Source organism: Streptomyces sp. NPDC059900 (assembly GCF_050270335.1).
Lineage (GTDB): Bacteria > Actinomycetota > Actinomycetes > Streptomycetales > Streptomycetaceae > Streptomyces.
The window spans coordinates 1-26171 of sequence record NZ_JBNNJZ010000005.1; the positions used below are offsets into that span (position 1 = coordinate 1).

Here is a 26171-nt window from a genome sequence, read left to right on the forward strand (position 1 = left end):
CACGGCCCACACCTCTTGGGGACCGGCGCTGATCTGGACTTCGGACGCGATACGGCGCACTGTCTCTGCGCTCCTTTCGTGGCGTCCCTGGGGAGCCACTCACGGGATTCACTCACCGGGGGGCACCACGTAACGCTACTGGGTCAACTCATCGAGTTGCAGAGCGCTTTGAGGCCGCACAAGCGTCCCTTCAGCGGCCGGGAACGGGCGCCGAAAGCAGCCACACGCCCGGCCTGACCTCCAGCGGCCGGCCCGCGATGTCACCCTCGCGGCCCGCGGCCACCGCCGCGTCCACGGCGCCGAGGGTGCGCGTCGCGTACTCCTCCCAGCGCCGGTCTCCCGCACGCCCGGCCTGCGTCGCGCACTCGGCGAGGCGCCCCCTGGCCTCGGCGGTCCGCCCCTCCCGCAGTGCCACGAGCGCCAGACCGCGCAGGGCGTCGGCAATGCCGCGGTGGTCGTTCTCGGCCTGCCCGGCCGACAGCGCGCGCACGTAGCCACGCTCGGCCCGCGCCCCGCGACCCTGCCCGAGCATGACGTCCGCCTCGCCGGACAGACAGCGGGCGGCACAGGCGCGGTCCCCGCAGCGCGTGAAGAGGTGCCAGGCGAGGCGGTAGCGGTCGACGGCCGTCGCCGTCTCCTGCCGCTGCCACGCCAGATCGCCGAGCGAGCGAAGCACCGCGGCCTCCGCGTGCGGGTCACCGGCCTGCCGGGCCGCGTCCAGGGCGAGGTGGTGCCCCTGCGCCCAGTCGTCCCACAGCGCCCCGGCCTCGTAGTAGCCCGCCGCCGCCGACGCCAGGGCCGAGCAGAGCTGCCAGAGTCCGGCCGCGTGCGTCTGCCGTACGGTCTCCAGGAGACCCGCAGCCTCCTCCCGGAACCACTGGAGGGGCGCCGGTCCGATCAGTGCGCCCGGGTTGATACCGGCCGGCGGCACCAGGGAGTCCCCCAGAGGGTCGCGCCCCGGCGCGAGCAGGGCGTCGGCGTGCCGCGCGAGGGCCAGGAAGGCGCGGCCGAGCCGGTCGGTCGCCGACACCGGGCGCCTGTCGAGCAGTTCGAGGGAGAGGGACCGCAGCAGGGGGTGGAAGCTGTAGCGCACCGTGGTCAGCTGCCCCGGACGGGCGACGGCCTCCAGGAGCCGGGCGCGCACCAGTTCCTCGGTGTGCCGCTCGGCCTCCGGGAGTTCCGTGGCAAGCAGCGCCGCCGCGCTCCACAGCGCGAAGTCGGGCAGCGGGGCGAGCCCGAGCAGCCGGAACGCCTGGCGTCCCTGTATCCCCACGTCCCGGTAGGCGGTCAGCAGACTGCTGCGCACGTCGAGGTCGCCGAGCTCCAGGGAGCTGAGCCGGGTCCGCTCGTCGGCGAGCCGTCCCACGAGGTCCGCGGCGCTCCAGTGCGGCCGCGCGGCGAGCCCCGCGGCGGCCACCCGCAGCGCGAGCGGCAGGTTGCCGCACAGCCGGGCCGTCTCGCCGGCCGCGGCCGGGTCCTCGCGCATCGCGGGACCGCCGCACCGCACGAGCAGTTCCGCCGCCTCCTGGCTGCTGAACACGTCGAGGACGAGGTGCTGTACGCCGTCGAGGGCGCCGAGCGCATGCCGGCCGGTCAGCAGGACCGTGCTGTCGGGCAGCGCCGCGAGCACCGGCCGGACCTGCGCCTCGGACACCGCGTCGTCCAGGACGAAGAGCATCTTGCGTCCCTTGGTCAACTCGTAGACCAGATCGGCGGATTCGGACTCCGGAGCGGCGACGGCGGGCTCCTCCCGGCCGCCGCCCACCACGGGCGACGCGTCTTCCCTGCCGCCTCGCAGCCTGCGCAGCAGCGTCGTCAGGGCGGCATGCGGGGTCAGGGCGCGCCCACCGGCGTCGCGCAGCAACAGCAGCACCCGGCCGTCGGGGAAGAGATCACCGGCGTCGTGCGCGAGGCGGGCGGCGAGGGCGGTCTTCCCGGCCCCGGCCCGCCCGGACACCGCGAGCACCCGCCCCGGCAGCGGCCCGGCGCCCGACAGGAACCGTCGCCCCAGGGCGAGTTGGGCCGCGCGCCCGGTGAAGTGGTCCACCGGTCCCGGCAGCCGCACCACGGGCCCCGCGGCCGTCTGCGGAGTCCCGGGCGTACGGGGAGTGTCCTGCTGCCAGGTCAGTGCGGGGTCGGAGGCGAGAATCCGCTCCAGGAGGCGGCTCATCACGGGGCCGGGTTCCACCCCGAGTTCGTCGACGAGTCCGCGGCGGGCCCGGTGGTACACGTGCAGGGCGTCCGACTGCCGTCCCGAGCGGTACAGCGCGACCATCAGATGGCAATGCAGGGTCTCGCGCAGGGGGTGGTCATGGGCGAGGGCCATGAGTTCGCCGATCAGTTCCTGGTGGCGGCCCATGCGCAGATCGGCGGAGATGCGCTGCTCCAGGGCCTCCAGGCGCAGCTCGTCGAGCCGGATCGCGGAGGTCTGCAGGGTCGGCCCGTGCGGAATGCCGGAGAGCGCGGGGCCCGTCCACAGGGCGAGCGCCCGCGAGAGCCGCCGGGACGCCTCCGCGTAGTCCTTGCGCCCGTATGCTGCCCGCCCCTCGTCCCGCAACGTCTCGAAGACCAGCAGGTCGAGGTCGTCGTCGGCGACCCGGAGCAGATAGCCGGGCGGCACGGTCAGGAGCGGCTGCACGCCGTCGCCTGTGCCCGCGCCCGCGACGCCGTCGCCGCTGCCCGCGACGCCGTCCGCGAGTGCCTTGCGCAGGTGGGAGACGTAGACCTGGAGGGTGGTGGCGGCCGTGCGGGGCGGCTCCTGGCTCCACAGTTCGTCGATGAGGGCGTGTGTCGACACCACGCTGTTGCTCTGCATCAGCAGGGTGGCGAGCACCACGCGCGGCTTGGCCGCGGTCGGCGCCCGCGGCGCCATCCGTACCGGTCCGAGCACTCGGAATCGCATGGCGTGCCTAGCAGTCCTGGAGTACGGACGCGGACACCCTGGCCACTTCGCGGTCGCCCTGCAGGAAGTCGAGGCGTAACCGGGCCGTGGGCTGCCCGGCGGCATCCCGCACGACGCCTCCCTCGTCCGGCTTCTGTGCGTGCACCGCGCAGTGCAGGGGCAGCGCGGGCTCGGCGAAGCCGCGGAAGGCGCCGTGCCAGTGGGTGAGCAGCGCGTGCGACGTGACGAAGCCGTGCAGTTCGGCGGCGGCCATCAGGGCCGCCTGCCGCGAGGCCTCCAGGAACAGCGCCGCGGGCACCTCGTCGCCGAGTACCTGTCCAGCGGCGTCCAGGTCCACGGGGAAGACCAGCCGTTCGTCCTCGCCCTCGACCGGCAGGCCCACGAGGACGTTGCGGGAGCTGCGCCGCCCCACGCGTTCGGGCGCGGGCACACCGGTCACCGTGAACTGCCCGTGCCCCGCGAGGAGACTCTGTTCGCTCTGCCGCCGCCCCGCCTCGCGGTGACCGCGGTGCACGCCGGGCGAGAGGAAGACGAGTTCGGCCCCGGCCGTCCCGCAGCGCCGGCCGCCGATCGACACGACGGCCTCGCACTCCAGGCCGCGGGGCACTCCCGTGATCACGTTGACCGGGGTGAGGGCGAGTTCGAGCGCGAGCCGGGCGGGCCCGCCGGAGCGCCGCCACGGAGTCACGTCGGTGATCTCCGTGCCGCTCGCTGAGACCGCGGTGATCCGCTGCGGCGGCACCCGGAAGTACTGCCGGGCCGCGAAAAGCGCGGCGTGCCGCAGCGCCTCGACGGGGAAGAGCAGGTCGTGGAAGGGCGCGGCCACGTCGTCGAACAGCGGGTGCCCTTCGGGCAGTTCGGTGGCGTAGGTGAAGCTCTGCCGTACGGGCGCGCCCGCGTCCAGGAGGAAGGCCTCGGGGCTCTCCGGCTTGTGCACCAAGTGCTGAGGACCGCGGAAGAACGGCGAAAGCTCGGGCACGATGTCCATGGCAGTCCTTCGGGGCGGGCGACCGAATCCTTGGCACGTTCGAGTCTCGGCCACACCCCGCCGACCAGGGAATCCTCGCCGTCATGCCTTCAACATGACGAATTCATGCGTGTCCCCGCGCACCCTCCCCGCACGCCCGTACGGCGGCGGGCGGCGGGCGGACGGCGCTCAGCCGGGAGTGACCGGCAGGACGTCGGGCGACAGGGCCGCCGCGTGCGACGTGGCGCTCGTCATGCGCTTGCGGTGGTGGCGGCGGCACAGCACCTCGTAACCCACCTCGTCCGCGGCGTGGTTGACGTCGCCGACGACGACCTGGGCGCCTTCGACGACCATCGCACCGCCTATGGTGCGGGCGTTGTGGGTGGCGCGGGCGCCGCACCAGCACAGCGCCTCGACCTGCAACACCTCGACACGGTCGGCGAGTTCGACCAGGCGCTGCGAGCCGGGGAAGAGCTTGGAGCGGAAGTCCGTGGTGATGCCGAAGGCGAAGACGCCGAGCCCCAGGTCGTCGACGACCCGGGCCAGCTGGTCGATCTGCCCGGGGGCGAGGAACTGCGCCTCGTCCACGATCACGTAGTCCGCGCGGCCGCCCCGCGAGAGGTGGTCGACGAGATGGGCGTAGAAGTCGAAGTCGTCCGCGGCCTCGATCGCGTCCGTGACCAGGCCGAGCCGCGAGGAGAGCTTGCCCTCGCCCGCGCGGTCGTCACGGGTGAAGATCATCCCTTTCAGGCCGCGGGCCGAGCGGTTGTGCTCGATCTGCAGAGCCAGCGTGCTCTTTCCGCAGTCCATCGTTCCGGAGAAGAACACCAGCTCGGGCATGGGGAGTTGCGGCCTTTCGAGGTGTACGTACGAGGGGACGGTGCTGACGCGGGGACGGTGCTCGCCGGGGGTCGGAGTCCGGTCAGGAGCGTACTTCGATCAGGGGCACGAGCTGCTCGACGGGGGTCATGGAGCCGTGCATGCCGACCAGGGCAGACTCCTTCGGCTCCTTCTCGGTGGCGATGATCGCCACGTCGTCGTGGGCCGCCGCGATGACGTCGCCGATGCGTCCGCGGACCCGCTCGTCGACGGCGCCCGGCGGACCGAACCAGCCCGCAGCGATCGCCTCGTCCCGGCCCGCCACCCAGAACTGCTCGCCGAGCACCTCGCGCCAGACGGTCAGGACGTCGTTCTCGGCGCCCGGCACCGCGTACACATGACGGGCGCGGCCCTCGCCGCCGAGGAGGGCGACACCGGCACGCAGCTCCCAGTCCTCGTCGAAGTCGATGCGGGACTGTTCGTCGAAGGGGATGTCGAGCATGCCGTGGTCGGCGGTGACGTACAGGGCGCTGCGCGGCGGGAGTTGCTCGGCCAGGCGCTGGACGAGCCGGTCGACGTACATGAGCTGGCCGCGCCAGGCGTCGGAGTCGACGCCGAAGCGGTGGCCCTTGCCGTCGACTTCCGCGTAGTACGTGTAGACGAGGGACCGGTCGCCCGCGCCGAGCTGCTCGGCGGCGAGGTCCATGCGGTCCTCGCCGGAGAGCTTGCCGCGGAAGGTGCCGCCGCTGAGCGCGATCTTGGTGAGCGGGGTCCTCTCGAAGGTCGGCGACGACACCTGGGCGGTGTGCACACCCGCCGCGTGGGCCTGCTGGAAGACGGTGGGGTACGGCTGCCACTTGCGGGGGTCCGTCCACGGGTTCCAGCGGAGCTGGTTCATCAGCTCGCCGGTGGCGGGGTTGCGGACGGCGTAGCCGGGCAGGCCGTGCGAGGCGGGCGGCAGGCCCGTGCCGACCGAGGCGAGCGAGGTCGCCGTGGTGGCGGGGAAACCGGCGGTGATCGGACGGCCCGTACCGCCACGGGACGAACCGATGAGCGAGGTCAGGAAGGGCGCCTCCGCCGGGTGGGCGCGGAGCTGCTCCCAGCCGAGGCCGTCGATCAGGAAGACGCAGTTCCGGTCGGCGGGGGCCAGCTCCTGGATCACCGGCGAGAAGCCTTCGACGCCCTGGTGGGAGACGAGCGTGGGCAGCAGGTCGGCGAGCGAGCCCGTGCCGTACTCGGGCAGGGGCGCGGTGTCGAGGGCGAGCGGCTGTACGTCGTCCCAGGCGGGCAGGGACATCAGCGGGCGGTCTCCGCGGTCGCCTCGGACAGCGCCTGCGCGAACGCCAGGGTCTGGCGCACGGTGTCCGGGCCGTCACCCGCCTCGCTGACGCGCAGGCTGAGGTCGTCGGCGGTGGAGCTGCCGGTGTACCCGTGGTCCGCCTCGCAGTTGGGATCGCCGCAGGCCGCGGGCTCGATGTCGATGCGCGCCACGGCGCCCCAGCCGATGGTCAGGACGACCTCGCGGGGCAGCGAGCCAGGAACGTACTTCTCGGGGTTGGCGACGACCCGGCTGACGACGACGGAGGAGATCCGGCCGATCTTCACGGACTCCGTGGAGGTCGTCGCGTACGGCGTCGGGGACGTGCTGTCCGCCGCCTGCTCGTCCGTGTGGCTGACGATGAAACGGGTGCCGGTCAGGACGAGGACCGTCACGTGCCGGCGCACTTCGTTCGCGTCGAACGTGGTTTCCTGATGGACCAGGTAGGACCCGATGGGTTCGCCGCCGATCGCGGCCTCCACCGCCTCGGCCACGAGGGCCGGGTAGTAGCCGCTGCGCTCGATCGCCGCGCGCAGCCCCTGGGTCGTCGTACCGGTCTTTGCCATGCCGTCCATCCTACGGCCCGGCAGAGGGCACGCGGTGCCCCACTGGCCGCCTCAGTACCCGGGCAGGGCCCGCGGACCGAGGTCGTCGCGGGCGGGCGGCGGCGCTAGACGCACGGAGGCGCCGAGCACGGAGAGGCCGCGCTGGGCAACGACCACGGGCTCCAGGGAGACGGTGACCACCTCGGGGTGATCGTCCACGAGGCGCGAGACCCGCTGGAGCAGTTCCTCCAGGGCCGGAGTGTCCACGGGCGCCGAGCCGCGCCAGCCGAAGAGGAGCGGGGCGGTCCGGATGGACCTGACCAGGGAGCCCGCGTCGCGCTCCGTGACCGGAATCAGCCGGTGCCCGGTGTCGCCGAGCAGCTCGGACGCGGCGCCGGCGAGCCCGAAGGAGAGCACCGCTCCGGCCGCCGGGTCGATGACCGCGCGGACGACGGTGTCGACGCCACGGGGCGCCATCGCCTGCACCACGGGCCGCAGCTCGACGGGCTTGCCGAACGTCTCGGTCAATTCGGCGTAGGCACGGCGCAATTGCTCTTCGTCCGCGAGGTCGAGGCGGACACCGCCGAGGTCGGCGCGGTGGCGCAGGTGCGGGGCCGTGGTCTTGAGGGCCACGGGGTAGCCGAGCGTGCGGGCGGCCGCCACCGCGGCGCCGGGGTCGGGCGCGGGCAGGGCGTCCCGTACGTCGATGCCGTAGCGCCCGAGCAGTTCGCGCGCGTCGTCCTGGGTGAGGGTGGCGCCACGCGGGTCGCCCTGCTCGGCCAGCAGCTCATCGATCCGCCGGGCGGTGCCGTGCTCGTCGATGTCCTCGTACTCATGCACTTTGCCGGGCTCCGCTGCTTCCCGCCGCCACTGCGCGTACTTAACGGCTTCGGCAAGCGCACGGACGGCACGCTCGGCGGCGGGGTAGGCGGGGATGCGATAGGCAGAGTCCGTGTCCGTGTCCGTGTCCGCTGCTGTGGGCAGGCGTTCCGCAGGGCGATTGGGGTCTCCCCTGCTCGAACGTAGTTGAGAGCTTGGGGAAGGGTGGGCACAGCGCTCACCGCCGGGTGCCTGTGCAGGGGCGTCGGGCCGGGTACTCGCGGCAGCCGAAAGCGCTTCGGCAAGCCCGCCAAGCTCGACGTGCACCACGGCCACCGGCTTCGCCGGACACCCCGCGGCCGCATCCCGCAGAGCGGCGGCAAGCTCCTCCCCCTCGGGAGACTCGGGAGTGGGCCCGTCCTCCCCCACCCAGGGAATGGCGGTCACGATCACCGAGTCACAGGCATCGTCCGACAGGGCGTCGACCAAGGCGGCCCGGAAGTCCTCCGGGGTGGCCCCGGTAGTCAGATCCCGCGGAGGCAACGGCCGAAGCCCGTCAGCAACACACGCGTCGTACGTGAGCAGCCCGAGCGACTCGGAGTTCCCGAGAATCGCCACCCGCGGCCCCGCGGGCAACGGCTGCCCCGCAAGCAGCAGCCCCGCGTCCACCATCTCGGTGACGGTGTCCACCCGGATGACCCCGGCCTGGCGCAGCAGCGCCGACACCGTGGCATGCGGAAGCCGCGTGGCCTGGACGGCGTGCCCCGTGGGCGCGATCCCGCTGTGCTTGGCCCCCTGCACCACGACCAGCGGCTTCGCCGTCGCCGCCCGCCGGGCGAGCCGGGTGAACTTGCGGGGGTTGCCGATGGACTCCAGGTACATCAGGGCGACATCGGTGTCGGGGTCCTCGTACCAGTACTGGAGCACGTCGTTGCCGGACACGTCCGCACGGTTGCCCGCACTGACGAAGGTCGAAAGACCCGCACCGCGCCGGTGCAGCCCGGACAGCAGCGCGATGCCGATCGCACCGGACTGGGTGAAGAGGCCGATCCGCCCGCGCTCGGGAGGATGCGGGGCCAGCGAGGCGTTGAGCCGCACGTCCGGCGACGTATTGATGACCCCGAAGGCGTTCGGGCCGAGGATGCGCGTGCCGTACGACCGCGCCTGCCGCACCAGCTCGCGCTGCCGCTCACGCCCTTCGGGACCGCTTTCCGCGTACCCGGCGGAGATCACGACGAGGCCGGGCACCCCGAGCTCGCCGCACTCGGCGACGGCCTGCGGCACCCGCTCGGCGGGCACGGTGACGACGGCCAGCTCGACGGGCGCGTCGATGTCCCGCACGGAGCGGTACGCGGGCACCCCGTCGACCTCGCTCCCCGCCTCGAACGCGCTGTTCACCGCGTACAGACTGCCCGTGAAGCCCGCCTCGCGCAGATTGCGCAGCACGCTGCGGCCCACGCCGCCCGGCGTGCGCCCGACGCCGATCACGGCGACCGACGCCGGTGTCAGCAGCCGCTGCACCGACCGCGCCTCGGCGCGCTGCTCCCTGGCGCGCTGCACGGCGAGCGAGCGGTCGGTCGGTTCCAGATCGAATTCGAGTCGTACGACGCCGTCCTCGAAGCTGCGCTTCTGCTGGTAGCCCGCATCCGTGAACACCTTGATCATCTTGGTGTTGGCGGGCAGCACCTCGGCGGCGAAGCGCCGGATGCCGCGCTCCCTGGCGACGGCCGCGATGTGTTCGAGGAGGGTGGAGGCGACGCCGCGGCCCTGATGGGCGTCCTGCACCAGGAAGGCGACCTCGGCCTCGTCGGCGGGCGCGCTCGCGGACATGCCGCGGGAGTCGATGCGGTCGAAGCGCACGGTCGCGATGAACTCGCCGCCCACGGTGGCCGCGAGACCCACGCGGTCCACTTGGTCGTGATGGGTGAACCGGTGGACGTCCTTGGCGGACAGGCGGGGGTAGGGCGCGAAGAAGCGGTAGTACTTCGACTCGTCCGAGACCTGCTCGTAGAAGCTGACGAGGCGGTCCGCGTCCTCGGCCGTGATCGGCCGGATCCGGGCGGTGCCTCCGTCACGCAGGACGACATCGGCTTCCCAGTGGGAGGGATATGCCTGCCGGTCCGACGGGGTCGTCATGGGGCCAGGGTACGGGTCGCGGGGGCGCGGCGGCCGGGGCAGGCTAGGAGTCGTCGAAGGGCGGGACGCGGGCCCGTGGCACGAGGACGTACGGTCGACGGGGCAGGACCTCCGGTCGATGCCGTACGGACCAGCGGCCGGCGGAGCACGCGTGACGGCATGAGACACTGGTCTAGACAACTGTGAGACATCCGGAAGGGCAGCAACACATGGCTGAGCGCCGCGTCAACGTCGGCTGGGCCGAGGGCCTTCACGCCCGACCCGCCTCCATCTTCGTCCGCGCGGCCACCGCCGCCGGCGTCCCCGTGACGATCGCCAAGGCGGACGGCAACCCCGTGAACGCCGCCTCCATGCTCGCCGTGCTCGGCCTGGGCGCGCAGGGCGGCGAGGAGATCGTGCTCGCCTCCGACGCCGAGGGTGCGGACGCTGCTCTCGACCGTCTGGCGAAGCTGGTCGCCGACGGTCTCGAGGAGCTTCCCGAGACTGTCTAGTAAAGACCGGTACTCATACGGCGAAGGGCCCGCCCGAATTCGAGGGCGGGCCCTTCGCCGTTTTTGCGCACCCCGCCGAATACCGAGGACTTATCCCGGATTCGGGCAGCAGAAATAGCACCCCGCCGAATAGCACTTCTTTGTATACGGCGCCTCTGTTAATGCCGGAGGCCCACCGTGTTTACGGCATGTTGCGAATCCCTCACACGATCACGGCCCACGGCCCGGTGACCTTGCGGAACAAAGCGCGGCCGGTGCGCGGCCGTCGACCGTTCCGCGTGGGCCGCGGCGAGCGACCTGGCCCGTTCCGCGTCCCCGCGGGCGACCGCGTCGACGATCGCGGCGTGCTCCGCCCAGGACTCCGCGGGAGCGGCCGGCCCCTCGACGACGTACATCCAGGCGATCTTGTGCCGGAGCTGGGTGAGCAGCGCCGTGAGGCCGGGGCTGCCGGACGACTGGGCGAGCGTCTCGTGGAACCAGCCGCCCAGCGAGCGCAGGTCCTCGCTGTGGCCGCGCCGGGAACGCTCCTGGCCGAGCCTGACGAGGCCGCGCAGGACCTTCAGATGGGCCTCCGTGCGGCGCTGCGCGGCACGGGCGGCGCCGAGCGGCTCCAGGAGCAGGCGGATCTCCAGGAGGTCGGCGGCCTCCTGCTCGGTGGGCTCGGCCACGCAGGCGCCCGCATGCCGGCGCGTGACGACGAAGCCCTCGGCCTCCAGGGTGCGCAGGGCCTCGCGCACGGGGACGCGGGAGACTCCGTAGCGGCGCGCGAGCAGTTCCTCGGTGAGCCGGCCGCCCCGTTCGTAGACACCGGAGACGATGTCGTCCCGGATGGCCGTGCACACCGAGTGCGCGGGAATGCGCATGACCTGACCTCCGCCTTAATCCCCGCGAAACGCGGTCGATCGACGCTTTTTCAGTGACTCTATTGCAGAGCGACTGAATTTCCGATGGCTGGCCAGAATCCATGGATACTTTTGGCCAAAGGTGATGCGTGACCAAAGGCGGCGGGGACGTGACCAAAGGAGGCGGGGAACGACGAAAGCCCCGGCTCGCGATGAGCCGGGGCTTTCGGTGAATCGGGTGTGCGTCGCGCGGGCCGCCGTGGATCAGACGTTGACGCCGTGCGAGCGGAGGTAGGCGACCGGGTCGATGTCCGTGCCGTAGTCCTCGCCGGTGCGGGCCTCGAAGTGCAGGTGCGGGCCGCTGGAGTTGCCGGTGGAGCCCGACAGGCCTATCTGCTGGCCCGGCGTGACCGCCTGGCCGACGGTGACACCGAGGGACGACATGTGGCCGTACTGGGTGTACGTGCCGTCGTTCATCTTGATGACCACGTTGTTGCCGTAGGCGCCGCCCCAGCCGGCCTCGACGACGGTGCCGGAGCCCACCGCGTGGACCGAGGTGCCGGACGCGGCGTGGAAGTCGATCCCGGTGTGGCTGCCGGAGGACCACATGCCGCCGCCCGCCTGGTAGCCCGTGGAGACGGACGAGCCGGAGACCGGGGCGACGTAGGTGTTCAGGCGCTTGCGCTCGGCCTCGCGGGCGGCGCGCTCCTTGGCCTCGCGCTCCTTCTTGGCCTTGGCCTTCGCCTCGGCCTCGGCCTTGCGCTTGGCCTCCTCGGCCTTCTTCTTGGCGGCCTCTTCGGCCTTCTTGGCGGCCGCGGCGGCGTCGGCGGCCTGCTGCTGGGCGGTGGCCTGCGCGTCGATGCTCGCGGCCAGCGAGTCGCCGACGGAGACGGCCTGGGTGAGGCCGGTGTGCTCGAGGGCAACCGCGTCGTCGGCGGCGAGCGCCGGAGCGGCCAGGCCTCCGATGACACCGGTGGTGGTCAGTGCGGCGACGCCCGCCACATTCGCGGTCGTGCGCGTGAGGCGGCTCGGGCGACGGTGCTTCCCGGTGGCACGGGTAAACGCCATGAAGCGGCTGATCCTTTCCTTCCTTCTCGCCTACCGGGTTAGCTGACGGGTTCGGAGCAGGAAGGTCTCCTACGAGTCCCTCACCTCACGGCAAGGTTCCCGATTCACCCCAAGGGGACATGTGGGTCCCCGGCTCCCCTGGCTCGCGCCGTACGGGGACTCGGCGATGACTGTCCGGTGCCGCGGGTGCGGCGTACTGCATGACGAACAGCCGGACCAGACGCTAAGCGTGGCGTCTTTCAAACGACAAACGGATCAGAGCTTTTGTAGCGCACGCCACAGGGCAGACACGTAACCTCCGTACTAATTCGGACATATGGGGACCCCAGTGGCTAATTCCAGCCACTGGGGTCCCCATATGTCCTGACTGTCACTCAGGCTGTCACCGTGCTCAGCCGGTGACGACACTCACTTCGCCGATGCCGAGCGCCCTGACGGGCTCCTCGATCTGCGCGGCATCGCCGACGAGCACCGTCACGAGCCGGTCCACGGGGAAGGCGCTCACCACGGCGGCGGTGGCCTCCACGGTGCCGGTCGCGGCCAACTGGCGGTACAGCTGGGCCTGGAAGTCGTCGGGCAGGTGCTGCTCGACCTGGTCGGCCAGGGTGGCCGCGACGGACGCCGCCATCTCGTACTTGAGCGGGGCCACGCCCACCAGGTTCTGCACGGCGACATCGCGCTCGGCGTCCGTGAGGCCTTCGGCGGCGAGGGTGCGCAGGACCTTCCACAGGTCATCGAGGGCCGGTCCCGTGGACTCGGTGTCCACGGAGCCGCTGATGGCCAGCATGGCGGCGCCGGTGCCGTCCGGAGCCGAACGCAGGACCTGGGCGAACGACCGTACGCCGTAGGTGTATCCCTTCTCCTCGCGCAGGACGCGGTCCAGGCGCGAGGTGAGGGTGCCGCCGAGGCAGTACGTGCCGAGCACCTGGGCGGGCCAGACACGGTCGTGCCTGTCCGGTCCCACGCGACCGATGAGCAGCTGCGTCTGGACGGCGCCCGGGCGGTCGACGATCACGACACGCCCGGTGTCGTCGGCGGTCACCGGGGGCACCGGCCGCGGCTGGGCCGTGCCGCCCGTCCAGGAGCCGAGGGTGTCGGCGAGGACGGCGTCCAGGTCGGTGCCGGTGAGGTCGCCCACGACGACGGCGGTCGCCGTGGCGGGACGCACGTGCTTCTCGTAGAAGGCACGCACCGCGGCGGAGTCGATGGCCTTGACCGTCTCCTCCGTGCCCTGCCGGGGCCGCGACATGCGCGAGGTGGCCGGGAACAGCTGCCGGGAGAGCTCCTTGGCTGCGCGGCGCCCCGGGTTGGCGGCCTCGTGCGGGATCTCGTCCAGGCGGTTGGTCACGAGGCGTTCGATCTCGCTGTCCGCGAAGGCGGGGGCGCGCAGGGCGTCGGAGAGCAGACCGAGCGCCTTCGGCAGACGGGAGACCGGGACCTCCAGGGAGACCCGGACGCCGGGGTGGTCGGCGTGCGCGTCCATGCTGGCGCCGCAGCGGTCGAGCTCGGCGGCGAAGTCCTCGGCGGAGTGCTTGTCGGTGCCTTCGTTGAAGGCCCTCGCCATGATCGTGGCGACGCCGTCGAGGCCCGCGGGCTCGGCTTCGAGCGGCGCCTCCAGGTGGATCTCCACGGCGACGACCTGCTGGCCGGGGCGGTGGCAGCGCAGCACGGTGAGGCCGTTGTCCAGGGTGGCGCGCTCGGGCGCGGGGAAGGCCCACGGCCGGGCGGCGCCCGCTTGCGGCTGCGGGTGGAACTGCATCGTCGCGGCCTCGGTCACTTCGCCGCCTCCTCTTCGTCCTCGTCGGTGGCTTCGGGGCCCGCTGTGTCCGCTGCGTCGGCTGTGTCCGCTACGGGTTCGTACACGAGCACCGCGCGGTTGTCGGGGCGCAGGCGGGCCGCTGCGGCCGCCTTGACCTCTTCGGCGGTGACGTCGAGGACACGCCCGACGGCGGTCAGGGCGAGCTGCGGGTCGCCGAACAGGACGGCGTAACGGCACAGTTCGTCCGCGCGGCCCGCGACCGTGGCGAGCCGGTCAAGCCACTCGCGCTCCAGCTGTGCCTGGGCGCGCTCCATCTCCTCCTCGGTGGGGCCCTCTTCCGCGAAGCGGGCGAGCTCCTCGTCGACGGCGGCCTCGATGACGGGCACCTCGACGTCGCCGGACGTCTTCACGTCGAGCCAGCCCAGCGAGGGGGCGCCGGCGAGCCGCAGCAGGCCGAATCCGGCCGCCACCGCGGTGCGGTCGCGGCGCACGAGGCGGTTGTAGAGCCGGGACGACTCGCCGCTGCCGAGGACCGTGAGCGCCAGGTCGGCCGCGTCGCACGCGCGCGTGCCGTCCTCCGGGAGGCGGTAGGCGGCCATCAGGGCGCGGGCCGGGACATCCTCCTCGACGACCTCGCGCAGCTCCTTGCCGATGACGTCGGGCAGCGAGCCGTCACGCGGCGGCTGCTTGCCGTCGTGCGAGGGGATGGACCCGAAGTACTTCTCGACCCAGGCGAGGGTCTCCTCGGGGTCGATGTCGCCGACGACGGACAGGACGGCGTTGTTGGGCGCGTAGTACGTACGGAAGAAGTTCCGCGCGTCCTCCAGCGTCGCCGCGTCCAGGTCGGCCATGGAGCCGATCGGGGTGTGGTGGTAGGGGTGGCCCTCGGGGTACGACAGGGCGGTCAGCTTTTCGAACGCCGTGCCGTAGGGAACGTTGTCGTAGCGCTGGCGGCGCTCGTTCTTGACGACGTCACGCTGGTTCTCCATGGATTCGTCGTCGAGCGCGGAGAGCAGCGAGCCCATGCGGTCGGCTTCGAGCCACAGGGCCAGCTCCAGCTGGTGTGCGGGCATCGTCTCGAAATAGTTGGTGCGCTCGAAGCTGGTGGTTCCGTTCAGCGAACCGCCCGCGCCCTGGACCAGCTCGAAGTGGCCGTTGCCCTGGACCTGCTTCGAGCCCTGGAACATGAGGTGCTCGAAGAGGTGTGCGAGGCCCGTACGGCCCTTGACCTCGTGGCGCGAACCGACGTCGTACCAGAGACAGACCGCGGCGACCGGGGTCAGGTGGTCCTCGGAAAGCACCACGCGCAGGCCGTTGGCCAGCCGGTGCTCGGTCGCTGTCAGGCCGCCGGAGCCGGCCTCGGCTGTGGCCGTGTGACCCATGGGCATGTACGTCCCTTCGATCGCTAAAAGCTGGAATTTCTGCCAGTCCTGACACTGTATGCAAGCGCGCTGACTACCGGCGAAGTTCCCGCTCCGCGCTCGGCGTACTCGTGCCCGAAGTCCGGGTCGTGGTCGGCGTTGTCAGTGGGACAGTCCACAATGGTCGGCGTCAGATCCCGTTGATGGTCGGCGTCAGACTCTTGCTGATGCCCTGGCAGACACCGTGAAGGAGCCGCAGCAGCGATGGCCCGCCGCAGCACGAAGACCCCGCCGCCCGACGAGTCGTTCGAGGAGAAGATCCTCGACATCGACGTCGTCGACGAGATGCAGGGCTCCTTCCTCGAGTACGCGTATTCGGTCATCTACTCGCGCGCCCTGCCGGACGCCCGCGACGGCATGAAGCCGGTACACCGCAGAATCGTGTACCAAATGAACGAAATGGGCCTGCGCCCCGAACGCGGCTACGTGAAGTGCGCCCGCGTCGTCGGCGAGGTCATGGGTAAGTTGCACCCGCACGGAGACGCGTCGATCTACGACGCCCTGGTGCGCATGGCCCAGCCCTTCTCCATGCGCCTGCCGCTCGTGGACGGGCACGGCAACTTCGGCTCGCTCGGCAACGACGACCCGCCGGCCGCCATGCGGTACACCGAGTGCAAGATGGCCGACGCGACGTCCCTGATGACGGAGTCGATCGACGAGAACACCGTCGACTTCGAGTCGAACTACGACGGCCAGGAGCAGGAGCCGGTCACCCTCCCGGCCGCCTATCCGAACCTCCTGGTCAACGGCGCGTCGGGCATCGCCGTCGGCATGGCGACGAACATGCCGCCGCACAACCTCGGCGAGGTCATCGCTGCCGCCCGCCACCTGATCAAGCACCCCGGGGCCGACCTGGAGACGCTGATGCGTTTCGTGCCGGGCCCGGACCTGCCCACGGGCGGCCGCATCGTCGGCCTGTCCGGAGTCAAGGACGCGTACGAGTCGGGGCGCGGCACCTTCAAGATCCGCGCCACGGTGGCCGTCGAGAACGTGACGGCCCGCCGCAAGGGCCTGGTCGTGACCGAACTGCCCTTCTCCGTGGGGCCCGAAAAGGTCATCTCGAAGATCAAGGACCTGGTCGGCTCGAAGAAGCTCCAGGGCATCGCCGACGTCAAGGACCTCACGGACCGCTCGCACGGCCTGCGCCTGGTCATCGAGATCAAGAACGGCTTCGTCCCCGAGGCCATCCTGGAACAGCTCTACAAACTGACGCCGATGGAGGAGTCCTTCGGCATCAACAACGTCGCCCTGGTGGACGGCCAGCCCCTCACCCTGGGCCTCAAGGAGCTCCTGGAGGTCTATCTCGACCACCGCTTCGACGTCGTGCGGCGCCGCAGCGAGTTCCGCCGCGGCAAGAAGCAGGCACGGCTGCACCTGGTCGAGGGCCTGCTTGTCGCCCTCCTGGACATCGACGAGGTCATCCGCCTCATCCGCTCCAGCGACAACTCCGCACAGGCCAAGGAGCGCCTGATGGAGCGCTTCTCGCTGAGCGAGATCCAGACGCAGTACATCCTGGACACGCCGCTGCGCCGCCTGACGAAGTTCGACCGCATCGAGCTGGAGTCGGAGCGCGACAAGCTCAAGGCCGAGATCGACGAGCTGACCCGGATCCTGGAGTCGGACGCGGAGCTGCGCAAGCTGGTCTCGGCCGAACTGGCCGCCGTGTCCAAGAAGTTCGGCACGGACCGGCGCACGGTCCTCCTGGAGTCGGCGAGCACCCCTGCGCCCACGGTCTCCCTCCAGGTGGCGGACGACCCGTGCCGCGTGCTCCTCTCCTCGACCGGCCTCCTGGCCCGTACGGCCAACGGCGAGCCCTTCGCGGAGAACGACACCAAGCGCGTCAAGCACGACGTGATCGTCTCCGCCGTCCCCGCCACCGCGCGGGGCGAGGTGGGCGCGGTGACCTCCGAGGGGCGTCTCCTGCGCCTGTCCGTGGTGGACCTCCCGCAGCTTCCGGAGACGGCGGCGGCACCCAACCTCTCCGGAGGCGCCCCCGTCGCGGAGCTGCTCACGCTTGAGCCGGACGAGAGCCTGATCTGCCTGATGACCCTGGACGAGTCCTCACCGGGCCTCGCCCTGGGCACCGAACAGGGCGTGGTCAAGCGGGTGGTCCCGGACTATCCGTCCCACAAGGAAGAGCTGGAGGTCATCACCCTCAGGGACGGTGACCGGATCGTCGGCGCGGCCGAGCTGCGCACGGGCGAGGAAGACCTGGTCTTCATCACGGACGACGCCCAGCTCCTTCGCTACCAAGCCGCCCAGGTCCGTCCGCAGGGCCGCCCCGCGGGCGGCATGACGGGCATCAAGCTCGCGGACGGCGTCAAGGTCATCTCGTTCGTCGCGGTGGACCCGGCCGTCGACGCCGTGGTCTTCACGGTGGCGGGATCGCGCGGCACGCTCGACGACTCGGTGCAGACGACGGCCAAGGTGACGCCGTTCGACCAGTACCCCCGCAAGGGCCGGGCCACGGGCGGCGTTCGCGTCCAGCGCTTCCTGAAGGGCGAGGACTGCCTGAGCTTCGCGTGGGCGGGCCCGACGCCGCCGCTCGCGGCCCAGCGCAGCGGCCTGCCCGCGGAGCTGCCGGAGATCGACCCGCGCCGCGACGGCTCGGGCGTCTCGCTGGCGAAGCCGGTGGCAGCGGTGGCGGGCCCGGCGTAGTCGCCTAATCCAGGGGCCCGGGCTCGGGCTCCTGGACGTATCGCAGGACGCCCCACATGCTGTGCTCATCGGCACCGGCCTGTGGGGCGTCGTCGCGAGACGCCCCGAGTTCTTTCTCCAGAGCGGGTACGTCGATGCCCGACCCGATGAGCACGAGCTGGGTGAGACGCGGCTCCCCCGCGGCCCACGGCTCGGGGTAGAAGCGCAGAAACCGTCCCACGGCGTGCACGGCGTACTTGTTGCGCGGGTCGGCGGCGCCGAAATCGACGTACCCCTTGATGCGGTAGAGCCCCTCGGGCCGACTGTCGAGGAAGGCCATGAACGGGCGGGGGCCCATGGGCACTTCGGAGGAGAAGGAGAGGCTCTCGTAGGCGGAGTGCAGGTGGTCGTGGTGCCCGGCCCCGTGCTCGTGACTGTCCTCGTGACCGTGCAGGTCGTCGAAGGACAGTTGCCCGACCCGCTCCCCCACGGGTTTGCGGTCGAGGAGCAGCTCCACGTCGACACGCCCGTACGAGGCGGGGACGACGGCCGCGCGGTCGGCGAAGCCGCGGACGACGCCGGTGATGCGCTCCAGCTCCTCGGCAAGGACCCGGTCGGCCTTGTTGACGACGACGAGATCGGCGATCCCCAGATGCCGGTCGACCTCGGGATGCGCCTGCCGGGTCGCGTCGAACTCGGCGGCATCGACGACCCCGACGAGCCCTCCGTACACAATGTGCGGATTCTCGCTGGCCAGCACCATCTTCACCAGCTCCTGCGGCTCGGCGAGCCCGCTGGCCTCAATGACGATCACATCGATCCGGGCCGACGGCTGAGCGAGCTTCTCCAGGTACACGTCGAGCTCACTGGCGTCCACGGCGCAGCACAGACACCCGTTGCCCAGCGAGACGGTGGAGTCACCGAGCTGCCCGGCGACGGCCATGGCATCGATCTCGATGGACCCGAAGTCGTTGACGATGGCACCGATTCTGCTGCCGCCACTGCGGTGGAGCAGATGATTGAGCAGCGTCGTCTTGCCGGAACCCAGAAATCCGGTGATGACGACGACCGGGATCTGCCCCGCACACGGCCGAGTCAACGCGCGACCCCTTTCACACTGACGCGTGCACCGGCGCGTGGCCGGCTCTCGTACGACGAATGACTGCCGCCCCAGCATACGAGCGCGTAGAAGGGCCACGAAGTGAACGATTGTTAGCGGCGCAGGCGGGGCACACATTGGGCACGGCGTCGGGACATGCGACCATCGCTGCCTTCCGTGCGCCTCCTCTCCGCCTCCCTGCCGATCAGAGCCGCTCGGCATCCTGGGAGGCGGCAAGCGCGCCGCCCATCGCTCGCCGGTCCTCATCCTGTCGACCCGCATCCGACGACCGGCGGACGGTCGCCGAATCGGGGGTTGACATGGTCACACAGAAATTTGGGGTACGGAGGCTGGGGTCCGCCGCTGCCGCAGGCCTTGCTTTCACCGTCGGGGCTCTGACGGTCCTGACCGCCCGGCAACGCAAGCACGGGGCGCTGCGGCTGCGACTCGCGCGCACGGGACAGTCCGGGCACGAGCGCAACGCCGCCCTGATCGCGCAGCAGCAACTGCAGTTCAACATGCTCAGCAAGGCGATGGACGACCCCGATCTGGCGGCCGTCCTCGACACCTTCGACGTGACGCTCGACGCCCGGACCCTGCGGCAGTACCTCTTCGCGAACGCCGTGTACACCAACACCCTGCTGTTCTGGCGCGTCGGCAACCTCAGCTGGGAAGAAGCGCACGGGCATCTGCGTCTGATCTGCCAGAACCCGATCTTCCGCAACTACTGGAAGGCCACCCGACCGCACCGGGCCAGCCTCCTCGACACTTCGGACGAGGCCCGCATGGGCCGAATGGTCGACAAGCTCATACACGATCTGGAGGAAGCGGACACCGACGAATGGTGGGTCGTCGGGGAACCTCCGTACGAATAGGGGAAGTTGGCCCCTTCAGCGACGTCACACGCCGGGATGACCCGGCTTGTCTCGGGCATCTCCAGTCCCTATGGTGGGCGCGCGCGCACGAATTACCCACTGCGCGGCCCCCTAAACTTCTTCGAGGGATACCGTTGAAAATCGTGCGCCGCATCGGAGTCTCTCCCCAGCAGCGAGGCAGCGCGTCGGGGCAGTCGTGCCCTGATGTGTTCGAGCTCAGCGACGGGAACTTCGCTGTCATCGGGACAGAGGCAACGGCGACGCTCGAGAAAGAACTTCCGCCGGACGCCTCGCGGGCGGACTACGAACGCATCGTGATCGTGAGCCGCGAGACGCTGGTCCGCGCGAAGGTCGACATCCCTGACGCGTGACGCCTGCCGTCACCGGGCGGACGCTCGTCGACGGACGTCAGTCGGCGGACGTCGGTCGACCGGCGTCATGACGGGCTCGGCCGCTCCGGCGGCCGGGCCCGTTTCGCGTTTCTGCGCCTTCTGGAGGACCGCTTCGAGGACCGCTTCCGGAGGAGTCCCTGACCATGGACCCCTGTGGCCCGGAGGGCCCTCAGGAGGCGGCAGGCACCGGCTGAGGGACCGACTCGCCCACGTACCGCGCCGCCGGTCGGATGATCTTCGAGTCCTGTGCCTGCTCCAGGATGTTGGCTCCCCAGCCCACCACCCGCGCCGCCGCGAACGTCGGCGTGAACATCTCGCGGGGCAGACCGCAGAGCTCCATGACGACGCCCGCGTAGAACTCCACGTTGGTGTGCAGCTCACGCCCCGGCTTCAGTTCGGCGAGGATCGCCTCGACCTGCCGCTCGACCTCGACCGCGAACTCCACCATGTCGCCGCCGAATTGCCGCGCGACGCCCCGCAGCATGCGCGAACGCGGGTCCTCCGTGCGGTAGACGGGGTGACCGAAGCCCATGATCCGGTCACCGGCGAGGACCCGCTCACGGATCCAGCCGTCGATACGGTCGGGCGTGCCGATGGCGTCGAGGGTGTCGAGCGCCCGGCTCGGCGCCCCTCCGTGCAGCGGCCCCGACAAGGCGCCCACCGCACCCACCAGACAGGCCGCTACGTCCGCACCCGTCGAGGTGATCACCCGGGCCGTGAACGTTGACGCGTTGAACCCGTGATCAATGGTGGAGATCAAGTACTGCTCGATCGCCCGCGCGCGATCGGGGTCCGGCTCCGAACCCGTCAGCATGTAGAGGTAGTTGGCCGCGTACGACAGATCCTCGCGCGGCTCCACGGGGTCGAGCCCCTGGCCGAGCCGGTAGAGCGCCGTGAGCAGCGTCGGCACCACGGCGGACGCGGCGAGGGCGTCCTCGCGGCGCCGGTCCTCGTCGATGTCGTACACCGGGCGGAAACCCTTCGCCGCGCCGAAGAGCGACAGCGCCGTGCGCAGCCCGGAGAGCGGTCCCGACAGAGCACTGGCGCGGGCTATGGCGGGCAGCGCGGCGCGTACGTCGTCGGGCAGCCGGCGCAGCAGCGCGGTCCGCGCGGCGAAGGCGGACCGCTGCCCGGCGTCCGGCAGCGTGCCGTGGAACATCAGGTGCCAGACGTCCTCGAAGCTGCGGGTCTGCGCGAGTTCGACGGCCGAGTACTGGCGGTAGTGGTAGAAGCCCTCGTATCCCCTGACGTCCCCGAGCCGGGTCTCGGTCACGACGACGCCCGCGAGGCCGCGGGGGACCTCCATGGGTGCGGTGGGGGTGGTGGCGGAGCCATTGATCGGCATGTTGTTCCTCGACTTCCTCCCTGGACTTGATTCGACTGTCCATGCTTGACTCAATCTCTGTCAATATTGATTGACTCAATATGTAGTCGACAGTCATAGTGGATACGGTGACGCCCATGACGGATCAAGAGGCCACCCCGAAGGAAGGCCCACGCCTGAGCACCCGGGAGGCCGCCGAACTGCTCGGCGTGAAACCGGAGACCGTGTACGCCTATGTGAGCCGCGGTCAGCTCAGCAGCCGCCGCGGCCCCGGCTCACGGGGCAGCACCTTCGACGCCAAGGAGGTCGAGTCGCTCGCCCGCAGGAACCGCAGGGAACCCGCGGCCGCGTCCGCGAGCGGCGAACTCTCCGTGCGCACCCGCATCACCCTCATCGACAAGGACCGCTACTACTACCGCGGCGTCGACGCGACGCAACTGGCCCTGGCGCACTCCTATGAAGAGGTCGCCGAGTGGCTGTGGACCGGCGTCATGCGCCCCGGAGTCCGCTTCTCCGCCCCCGGCGAGACCGCGGGCGCCGCACGCCGCGCCGTCGACGCGCTGCCCGAGCACAGCGGCCCCACCGACCGGCTGCGCGTGGCGGCCATCTCGGCGGCCGCGGCCGACCCTCTGCGCTTCGACCTCTCCGAAGAGGCCGTCATCGGCACCGCCCGCACGCTCATCCCCACCCTCGTCGCCGCGCTGCCCCCGGCACGCCGGACCCACCGGGACACAGGCCCCCTGGCCCACCGCCTCTGGGCCCGGCTGACCGGACGGCAGCCGGACGACGCCTCCCTGCACGCCCTGGACACCGCGCTCGCCCTGCTCGTCGACCACGACCTCGCCGCGTCGACACTCGCCGTCCGCGTCGCCGCCTCCGCCCGCGCCCACCCGTACGCGGCGGTCTCCGCCGGCCTCGGCGTCCTGGAGGGCCCTCTGCACGGCGCGGCCAGCGGCCTCGCGCACCGCATGCTCCTGGACGTCCTCGACCGGGGCAGCGCGGCCCCCGTAGTGGCCGACGAACTCCGCGCGGGCCGCCGCGTCCCCGGCCTCGGCCACCGTCTCTACCCCGGCGACGACCCGCGTGCGGAGGCCCTGTTCACCCTCCTGGAGGCCATCCCCGGGGCAGGCCCCGCTCTGGCCGCGGCCCGCGACGTGGTGGCCACCACGGCCCGCCACACCGCCCTGCACGCCAACGTCGACCTGGCCCTCGCCGTCCTGACCGCCTCGTCCGGGATGCCCGCGGAGGCCGGCGAGACGATCTTCGCCGTGGCGCGCACGGCCGGCTGGATCGCGCACGCCCTTGAGGAGTACGAGGAGCGTCCGCTGCGCATGCGCCCCAGCGGGCACTACGTCGGTCTCCGCCCGCCCCAGCCCCTGCCCGCGCCGACCGGCGGCGGATGAATCGCCGCAGACCCGGCGCAGGTTAGGCTCACCTCTGTGAGTAAGTGCGCCACCGCTTCGCGGGATCTGGACGAGCCTCTCGCGGGGACCGCGGCCACCGCAAGGACCTGGCTGCTGCTCGAGCAGCCGGGCCCGTGGGGCGCCAAGGCGCTCACCTCCAGCCACCTGGATCCCGGGGTCGGCCGCGCCCTCGAGGCAGCCGCCGAGGGTACCGGCGTCCGCGTCGCGCTCATCCGCCGCCCCGGCCGCCATGCCGACAGCCGCGCCCCCGCCCTGCGCCGGGTGTACGCGGCCCACACCACTCCCGGCAGCACCTGGCTGCGCGGCCACGTCACGGACCGGCCCCGGGAGCTGCTCGACCTGGACTTCACGGCCCTCGGCGCGGGTGATCACGGCGGATTCGGCACCCCGCACACGGGCGACCCGCTCGCCCTCGTCTGCACGAACGGCAAGCGTGACCGCTGCTGTGCCCTGCTGGGCAGGCCCCTCGCGGCGGAACTCGCCGCTTCCGGTGAACAGGGTGCCTGGGAAGTCACTCATCTGGGCGGTCACCGCTTCTCCCCCACGCTCCTCGTCCTGCCGTACGGCTACGCCTACGGCCGCTCCGGGCAGGCCGCCGTCAAGGAGATCCTCGAAGGGGTGCGCACGGGCCGCGTCGTCACCGAAGGCTGCCGGGGCAGCTCCGCCTGGGAGCGCCCCGGACAGGCCGCCGAGCTCGCGGTGCGCGCCTCGACGGGCGAGGAGGCCGCGGGCGCCCTGCGCGTCGTCCGTACGGAGGGCACGGCGCCCCGGTGGGACGTGACGGTGGCCCACACCGACGGGCGGAGCTGGCGCGTGACGGTCGCGCAGGGGGCTTCGCTGCCGCCGCGGCCGGAGAGCTGCGGGGCGGCCCTCGCGACCCCGGCGCGGATGGATGTCGTGGCGGTGCGGCAGGTCGCGTACGACTCCGTACAGGAGATCCACGCCACAGTGACTTCGGAGTAGCCCTCCGGCCGCCGTACCGTTCGTACACATGAGCCCGACCTCCCCCGCCAGACGACTGCGCCTCGGCCTGCCGCGACGCGTCTTCTCGCAGGTGCTGCTGATGCAGCTGGCGATCGCCGCCGGGGTCGCCGTGCTCGCCACGGGACTCTTCCTCGCACCGCTCAGCGATCAGCTCGACGACCAGGCGATGCGCCGCGCGCTCGCCATCGCGCAGACGACGGCGGCGCAGCCGCAGATCGCCGATGACCTCAAGGGTTCGGAGCCGACGGTCGACGGGCCCGTGCAGGCGGAAGCGGAACGCATCCGGCGGGCCAGTGGCGCCGAGTACGTCGTGATCATGAACAAGGACGGCGTCCGCTGGTCCCACACCGATCACGACGAGATCGGCCGGGTCGTCTCGACCGACCCCAGCGACGCCCTCGCGGGGAGCGAGGTCATGGAGATCGACGACGGCACCCTGGGCCGTTCGGCGCGCGGCAAGGTGCCGCTGCGGGACATCGACGGGGACATCGTGGGCGCCGTCTCCGTGGGCATCGAGTACGACAGCGTCCGCGCCCGCCTGGTCCACGCGATCCCCGGTCTTTTCGCGTACGCGGGCGGGGCCCTCGCCGTCGGTGCGCTCGCCGCCTATCTGATCTCGCGCCGGGTCCAGCGGCAGACGCGTGACCTGGCCTTCTCCGATATCTCGGCGCTCCTCGCGGAACGCGAGGCGATGCTGCACAGCATCCGCGAAGGCGTCGTCGCGCTGGACCGCGCCGGCCGGATCCGCCTGCTCAACGACGAGGCGCAGCGGCTTCTCGGCCTCGGCACGCAGGCCATCGGGCAGCCGCTGGACACCGCGCTCGGTCCGGGCCGTACGACCGACGTGCTGGCCGGCAGGGTCACGGGCACCGACCTCCTGACCGTCCGCGGCCAGCGCGTACTGGTCGCCAACCGCATGCCCACGGACGACGGAGGCGCCGTCGCCACCCTGCGCGACCGCACCGAACTGGAGCAGCTGGGCCGCGAACTGGACTCCACCCGCGGCCTCATCGACGCGCTGCGCGCCCAGGACCACGAACACGCCAACCGCATGCACACCCTGCTCGGCCTGCTCGAACTGGAGATGTACGAGGAGGCCGCGGAGTTCGTCGGCGAGGTGGCGGGCGCGCACCGGGTGACCGCCGAGCAGATCACGGAGAAGATCGGCGATCCGCTGCTCGCGGCGCTCCTGGTCGGCAAAGCCACGGTCGCCGCGGAGCGCGGGGTGGTCCTCTCCGTGCCGCGCGACACCGCGTTGCCCGACCGGCTCATCGATCCGGGCGGCCTGGTCACCATCGTCGGCAATCTCGTCGACAACGCGCTCGACGCGGCCGCGGGCACTGCCCACGCGTGCGTGGAGGTCGATGTGCGCACAGAAGGGCGCACTGTCGTCCTTCAGGTGCGCGACACGGGTCCCGGCGTACCGTCCGATCAGCGCGAGACGATCTTCACCGAGGGATGGTCCACCAAGGAGCCCCCTGCGCACGGCAAGCGCGGCATCGGGCTCGCCCTGGTGCGCAGGCTCGCCGAGCGGCAGGGCGGCAGCGCGCGGGCAGGCGCCGCGCCCGACGGTGGTGCCGAGTTCACCGTCGTGCTGCCCGAAGCGCTCGCACAGTCCGAACTGGCCCCCACGTCCGAACTGGCCCCCACGGAGGAGGCACGATGATCGAGGTGCTCGTCGTGGACGACGACGTCCGGGTGGCGGACGTCAACGCCGCCTACGTGGCGAAGGTGCCCGGCTTCCGGGTGGCCGCGAAGGCCCACAGCGCCGCCGAGGCGCTGCGGCTCGTCGAGGAGCTCCCCGTCGACCTGGTGCTCCTGGACCACTATCTGCCGGACGAGACGGGCCTCGCGGTGGTCCGTACGCTGCGTGAGCGCGGCCATCAGACCGACGTGATCATGGTGACCGCCGCGCGCGACGTCGCCACCGTCCAGGCCGCGATGCGGCACGGCGCCCTGCAGTACCTGGTCAAGCCGTTCTCCTACGCGGGGCTTCGCGCCAAGCTCGACGCGTACGCCACCTTGCGCCGCACCCTGGACGGCGGGGGCGAGGCCGAGCAGGCCGAGGTCGACCGGATCTTCGGCGCGCTCTCGGCGACTCCGGCGCCGGAGCTGCCCAAAGGGCACTCGCCCACCACTGCCGAGCTGGTGCGCAGGGCCCTGATGGGCGCTGAGGGGCCGCTGTCCGCCCAGGAGCTCGCGGACCGCACCCGGCTGAGCCGGCAGACGGCCCAGCGCTATCTGAAGCTCCTGGAGCGCTCGGGCCGGGTCCGGCTCAGTCTCAAGTACGGCGACACGGGCCGCCCGGAGCACCGCTACGAATGGGCGCCGAGCGCTTCGTAGGCGAGT

The 26171-nt window shown here is 71.6% G+C and carries 20 protein-coding genes and 1 riboswitch; of the genes, 8 read left to right on the forward strand and 12 right to left on the reverse strand.

Annotated elements, in window-relative coordinates:
- Positions 1-190: 190 nt before the first annotated feature.
- The 6 genes from ACQKIP_RS01885 to ACQKIP_RS01910 form a co-directional block, all read right to left on the reverse strand.
- A complete protein-coding gene (locus ACQKIP_RS01885) occupies positions 191-2902 on the reverse strand; it encodes an AfsR/SARP family transcriptional regulator (RefSeq protein WP_365858238.1) in 2712 nt (903 codons plus the stop codon).
- 7 nt (positions 2903-2909) lie between these two features.
- Positions 2910-3890, reverse strand: coding sequence for an AfsA-related hotdog domain-containing protein (locus ACQKIP_RS01890; protein WP_365858236.1), 981 nt, complete (start codon positions 3888-3890; stop codon positions 2910-2912).
- Between the two features lie 168 nt (positions 3891-4058).
- Positions 4059-4709 carry a thymidine kinase gene (locus ACQKIP_RS01895; protein ID WP_361197977.1) on the reverse strand — a complete coding sequence of 217 codons (651 nt, stop codon included), beginning with the start codon at positions 4707-4709 and terminating at the stop codon, positions 4059-4061.
- 82 nt (positions 4710-4791) lie between these two features.
- Positions 4792-5985 carry an alkaline phosphatase family protein gene (locus ACQKIP_RS01900; protein ID WP_365858234.1) on the reverse strand — a complete coding sequence of 398 codons (1194 nt, stop codon included), beginning with the start codon at positions 5983-5985 and terminating at the stop codon, positions 4792-4794.
- A complete protein-coding gene (locus tag ACQKIP_RS01905) occupies positions 5985-6572 on the reverse strand; it encodes a DUF5998 family protein (protein WP_365858232.1) in 588 nt (195 codons plus the stop codon). The genes ACQKIP_RS01900 and ACQKIP_RS01905 overlap by 1 nt, the downstream gene beginning before the upstream one ends.
- Positions 6573-6623: 51 nt before the next feature.
- The gene (locus ACQKIP_RS01910; RefSeq protein WP_365858230.1) at positions 6624-9506 is read right to left on the reverse strand and encodes a GNAT family N-acetyltransferase; all 2883 of its coding nucleotides are present in this window, start codon (positions 9504-9506) and stop codon (positions 6624-6626) included.
- 209 nt (positions 9507-9715) lie between these two features.
- Here ACQKIP_RS01910 and ACQKIP_RS01915 point away from each other — a divergent pair, with 209 nt between their 5' ends.
- A complete protein-coding gene (locus ACQKIP_RS01915) occupies positions 9716-9997 on the forward strand; it encodes an HPr family phosphocarrier protein (protein WP_190085156.1) in 282 nt (93 codons plus the stop codon).
- Positions 9998-10155: 158 nt separating this feature from the next.
- On the opposite strand, the gene ACQKIP_RS01920 is transcribed toward ACQKIP_RS01915, so the two are convergent.
- The 4 genes from ACQKIP_RS01920 to ACQKIP_RS01935 form a co-directional block, all read right to left on the reverse strand.
- Positions 10156-10860, reverse strand: a complete 705-nt coding sequence (locus ACQKIP_RS01920) for a GntR family transcriptional regulator (protein WP_365858228.1) — start codon at positions 10858-10860, stop codon at positions 10156-10158.
- 243 nt (positions 10861-11103) lie between these two features.
- On the reverse strand, positions 11104-11907 hold the full coding sequence (locus ACQKIP_RS01925) for a M23 family metallopeptidase (protein ID WP_365858226.1): 804 nt from the start codon (positions 11905-11907) through the stop codon (positions 11104-11106).
- 12 nt (positions 11908-11919) lie between these two features.
- Positions 11920-12083: riboswitch (cyclic di-AMP (ydaO/yuaA leader) on the reverse strand.
- A gap of 215 nt (positions 12084-12298) precedes the next feature.
- Positions 12299-13684, reverse strand: a complete 1386-nt coding sequence (locus ACQKIP_RS01930) for a M16 family metallopeptidase (RefSeq protein ID WP_365858224.1) — start codon at positions 13682-13684, stop codon at positions 12299-12301.
- Entirely contained in the window at positions 13681-15054 is a 1374-nt protein-coding gene (locus ACQKIP_RS01935; protein ID WP_365858222.1) for a M16 family metallopeptidase, read from the reverse strand. Before ACQKIP_RS01935 ends, ACQKIP_RS01930 begins: the two co-directional genes overlap by 4 nt.
- Before the next feature lie 237 nt (positions 15055-15291).
- Between ACQKIP_RS01935 and ACQKIP_RS01940 the strand changes: the two genes are divergently transcribed.
- A complete protein-coding gene (locus tag ACQKIP_RS01940; protein ID WP_365858220.1) occupies positions 15292-17745 on the forward strand; it encodes a DNA gyrase/topoisomerase IV subunit A in 2454 nt (817 codons plus the stop codon).
- A gap of 4 nt (positions 17746-17749) precedes the next feature.
- On the opposite strand, the gene ACQKIP_RS01945 is transcribed toward ACQKIP_RS01940, so the two are convergent.
- Positions 17750-18823: a CobW family GTP-binding protein gene (locus ACQKIP_RS01945; protein WP_365858218.1), complete on the reverse strand. Its 1074-nt coding sequence runs from the start codon at positions 18821-18823 to the stop codon at positions 17750-17752.
- A gap of 320 nt (positions 18824-19143) precedes the next feature.
- Between ACQKIP_RS01945 and ACQKIP_RS01950 the strand changes: the two genes are divergently transcribed.
- Together ACQKIP_RS01950 and ACQKIP_RS01955 are read left to right on the forward strand one after the other, a co-directional pair.
- The gene (locus ACQKIP_RS01950; RefSeq protein ID WP_365858216.1) at positions 19144-19698 is read left to right on the forward strand and encodes a DUF6082 family protein; all 555 of its coding nucleotides are present in this window, start codon (positions 19144-19146) and stop codon (positions 19696-19698) included.
- Positions 19699-19832: 134 nt separating this feature from the next.
- Complete coding sequence (locus tag ACQKIP_RS01955; RefSeq protein WP_365858214.1) at positions 19833-20069, forward strand: hypothetical protein; 237 nt, start codon at positions 19833-19835, stop codon at positions 20067-20069.
- Positions 20070-20259: 190 nt separating this feature from the next.
- Here the strand turns inward: ACQKIP_RS01955 and ACQKIP_RS01960 are convergent, their stop codons facing one another.
- The gene (locus ACQKIP_RS01960; protein WP_365858212.1) at positions 20260-21435 is read right to left on the reverse strand and encodes a citrate synthase/methylcitrate synthase; all 1176 of its coding nucleotides are present in this window, start codon (positions 21433-21435) and stop codon (positions 20260-20262) included.
- Positions 21436-21551: 116 nt separating this feature from the next.
- Between ACQKIP_RS01960 and ACQKIP_RS01965 the strand changes: the two genes are divergently transcribed.
- Genes ACQKIP_RS01965 through ACQKIP_RS01980 form a run of 4 tightly spaced genes read left to right on the forward strand, consistent with a single transcriptional unit; the run spans position 21552 to position 26165 of the window.
- A complete protein-coding gene (locus ACQKIP_RS01965) occupies positions 21552-22817 on the forward strand; it encodes a citrate synthase family protein (RefSeq protein ID WP_365858210.1) in 1266 nt (421 codons plus the stop codon).
- Positions 22818-22853: 36 nt separating this feature from the next.
- Positions 22854-23801: a sucrase ferredoxin gene (locus ACQKIP_RS01970; protein ID WP_365858208.1), complete on the forward strand. Its 948-nt coding sequence runs from the start codon at positions 22854-22856 to the stop codon at positions 23799-23801.
- A gap of 28 nt (positions 23802-23829) precedes the next feature.
- Positions 23830-25488 (forward strand): sensor histidine kinase, encoded by a 1659-nt coding sequence (locus tag ACQKIP_RS01975; RefSeq protein WP_365858206.1) that lies wholly within the window; start codon positions 23830-23832, stop codon positions 25486-25488.
- The gene (locus ACQKIP_RS01980) at positions 25485-26165 is read left to right on the forward strand and encodes a response regulator (protein WP_365858204.1); all 681 of its coding nucleotides are present in this window, start codon (positions 25485-25487) and stop codon (positions 26163-26165) included. Before ACQKIP_RS01975 ends, ACQKIP_RS01980 begins: the two co-directional genes overlap by 4 nt.
- The last annotated feature ends 6 nt before the right edge of the window (positions 26166-26171 follow it).